Genomic DNA, 3,349 nt, shown 5'->3' on the forward strand with positions numbered 1-3,349 from the left:
AAAGAGACAAGCGTCGGCACGGCCGTTGGGCGAAAGGTTGTGAACCGTTTTCAGCTCTATACGGCGGAATCCCACGTTATAAGGCACTATTTCTTGCTTCTTTCCCCAGTTTACCGTGATGAAAAGACGATACAGATTGGGGGCCTCGGAGGTCCATGTGAGCACCTGCGGCAGCGTGGCGTCGAAGTTGACGATGGCCGACGAGTCGGTGATGACCATGTTCTTTTGGCCCTCGAGGGCGATGGTTCCGTCGTTTTTGCGCAGCTCATAGCCCACGTTTACCTTCTGCTTGCGCCCCGTGTGGTTCTTGATTTCGGCTTGCAGGCGGAAAATACCGTCACGGTAAGCGTCGTCGAGCGTGGATTTCACCTTGAAATCGTGCAACGCCACCTTGTTTTGTGCCCAAAGATAAACGTCGCGTTCAATGCCGCTCATGCGCCAAAAGTCCTGACATTCCAAGTACGAACCGGTGCTGTAACGGAATATTTTGAGTGTAAGCGTGTTGTTGCCTTCCTTTAAATAGGGATTGATAAGGTACTCCACCTTTGATTTGGAGTCCTCGTTGTAGCCCACCTCGTGGCCGTTCAGATAGACGTAAACGCCCGACTTGGCACCGTCGAGGGCCAAATATATGTCCTTACCGGCCCATGTCGATGGCACGGAAAAGGTGCGGCTGTACACGCCCACGGGATTTTTCTCGGGCAAGAGTGGCGGTTGTGGCCTCGAAGGCATGAAGTCGTAGGGTTGATTTGTGTAGATAGGAGTGCCGAATCCCTGCATTTCCCAGTTGCCGGGAACGGTGATATTGGCCCACGAAGCGGTGTTGTAAGTAGGTTGGGTGACCCCTTCGGGCAGTTGCTTGTAGGCGTCTACGTAGAGAAACTTCCACGTGCCGTTGAGCGATTGGTAGCAACGGCTGTTCTCGTAACGCTGTGTGGCGGCGTTGTTGAGCTGTTCGTACACCATGAAATCGGTGCGGGGACGTTCCGCATTAATACTGGTTACGTTGACATCCTGCCAATATGGGATAACATTTAGCACGGAGAGGATAAGAAACAAGATGTTCATAGAGGTTGTAATTGATAGATTTGATGCAAAGGTAATTAAAATAATAATAATCTGTTATCGGCAAAGGGTTATTTTTTAGTTGACAAGTTGATTGTTTTAGTTGACGAGTGAACGAGTAGACAAGTTGACGAGTTGTTAGTTTTTAGTTGGGAGTAGGCTGCTTTGAGTTTACGAATCAACTTTGTAAAGTTGGCAAGTTAACGAGTAATCGGTTGACGAGTTGATGGTTTTTAGTTGGGAGTAGGCCGGTAGATGGTAGGTAAGTGGGTGGTAAGAAAGGATGGTTTAATAGCTTGGAGGCCAATGATTTAATAGCGAGTGGCTAAGGATAGTATGGTAAAGGCCTGCTTTCGGTTTTTTGAAAGCAGCCCTTTGACCGTGTGAAAGAGGGCTTTTGACAATGCGAAAGCAGCCCTTTGACAACGTAAAAGCAGCCCTTTGATCGTGCAAAAGATGGCCTTTTACACGCCAAGGGCTGCCCTCAAACATTTTGATTGATAAAATATAATAATTAACTTATTATCATTCAGTTAGTTAACTCGTAAACTTTTGTCGTAGACTTATCTACTAAAGCCATCAACTTATCAACTTGTTTACTCGTCACTCGTCAACTTTCACGCTCTATTCGTCAATTTTAAACAGTTCACGCGTTCACTTAAAACTAATAACTTGTCAACTTGTTTACTTGTCAACTCGTTAACTTTACGAAGTTCACTCGTCAACTTAAAGAATTATTGTTACTCAAAAGGCGCCACGTAGGGGCTCTTTTTCTGTTCCACGATAACCTTATTCATGTTGTAAGTGATGGTTACCAGCTTCTTATCTTCGTCCATCGTAAAGGCGTCGAGGCCGTGGTCGAGGGGAATGAAGTCGGGAATGAGTGCCTCGCCATAGGCTTTGGCCGACGGCGTGTGGGCTATTTCCACGTCGCCCACGGGCATTCTGATACCCAAATCGGCCACGCGACGACCCTCGGCCATGAAGATTTCCTGCCTCATGAGGTAGATGAGTTGCAGCGTTTCGTCGACTGTCGTGCAGTGGTCAATCATCGCTTCGTCCGCCGAAGTACCCGAGATGTAGGGCACGGATATGAGATGAGGCGCCTGACGGTCGAGGACGAGCTTCTCACGGAAAGGCTCTCCCGCTGAAGCCGCTACCTTGTAGGCCGAGCTGTTGGGGTATTTCTTCGTGCCACCGTTGAACCTTCCCTCCAAATGATCGTCGATATTGGTTTCCACGGGGCGCCCTTTGACCAGCTTGAGGAGCGTCTTCAAGATGTCTTTAGCTTCGCTGACGCGGCCTTCAGCCACTGCTGCCTCGGCCAAAATGAGATGGTTTTCCTCGGCCTTGGCTATGCAGATGGGGCGTTGCTCGTTGGTCTTGAGCATGAAAAACTTGGGGTCGAGGAAATCCAGACGGGGCAGTGGCTGGAACCATGTGCCCCAAATGGCCTCTTGAGCCACGTTGTTCACGCTGTTATCACCATCGAATTGCACCTGCTTTACGTACTCCCCGGAAGCTCCGAGCGACGCTTTGGCCTCGGCCTTGGCCTGCTCCTTTTGGCCCAATCGGTAGTAGGCACGGGCCTTGAGCGTATGGATGAACGCCTTGTCCTCGGCGTTTGCCGCCAAAGGCAGGGCTTCGTCGAGCGTGGCGATGGCTTGTTGCAGGTGGTCTTTCCACGGTTTTACCTCGCCGCCTTCGCTCATCGGCAGGCCCGTAAAGTATTCGCCGGCCAAGAGAAAGCTGTAGGCCTTGATGTAATACATCTTGAATTGCTCCTCACGGGTGAAGTCCTTGTCGTGTTTGGCTACCACGTTGAAGGCATAGTCGGCCGCCTCACGCATGTTGCCTATGCAGCGTTGGAGCTTCTTCACGTCGTCATCGGTGTTGGCCAAGCGTGGATAATCGAAGACATTGCTGCTCCTTGAGTAGTTATTATAGTAGTTATCGGACAGTATTTCCATCAGTTGGCAATACTCGCCAATGCCTTGCGCGAAGTTCTTCTCGGTGCCGTTGACCCATGTTTGCATGGCGTTGGCCGATTTGAGAAAGGCCTTCTCGTCCACGTTAGGGTTGACAATGTCGCCCGGTTCCACTAAGTTACACGCGGTGAACGTCAGTCCTAAGGCCGCGGTTAATATGTATCTTGACAGTTTCATGATGTGTTTTATTCGTTGAAAAATAGGTGTTGATGTTCTCCTTCGCCCGTTGTTATCGTCAAAGGATGGGGCGTTGGCCTTTAGAAATCAAACCTTACGCTCATTATATATTGGCGTGG

The 3,349-nt window shown here is 49.8% G+C and carries 2 protein-coding genes; both read right to left on the reverse strand.

The window, feature by feature from the left end:
* Nucleotides 1-1,068: sugar-binding domain-containing protein (locus VIR50_RS01420; RefSeq protein ID WP_331933366.1), on the reverse strand; the 1,068-nt coding region annotated here is incomplete at its 3' end.
* Nucleotides 1,069-1,805: 737 nt separating this feature from the next.
* Nucleotides 1,806-3,230: a hypothetical protein gene (locus tag VIR50_RS01425; protein ID WP_331933367.1), complete on the reverse strand. Its 1,425-nt coding sequence runs from the start codon at nucleotides 3,228-3,230 to the stop codon at nucleotides 1,806-1,808.
* Between the last annotated feature and the right edge of the window lie 119 nt (nucleotides 3,231-3,349).

It is taken from the genome of Prevotella sp., assembly GCF_036570325.1.
Taxonomy (GTDB): Bacteria; Bacteroidota; Bacteroidia; order Bacteroidales; family Bacteroidaceae; genus Prevotella.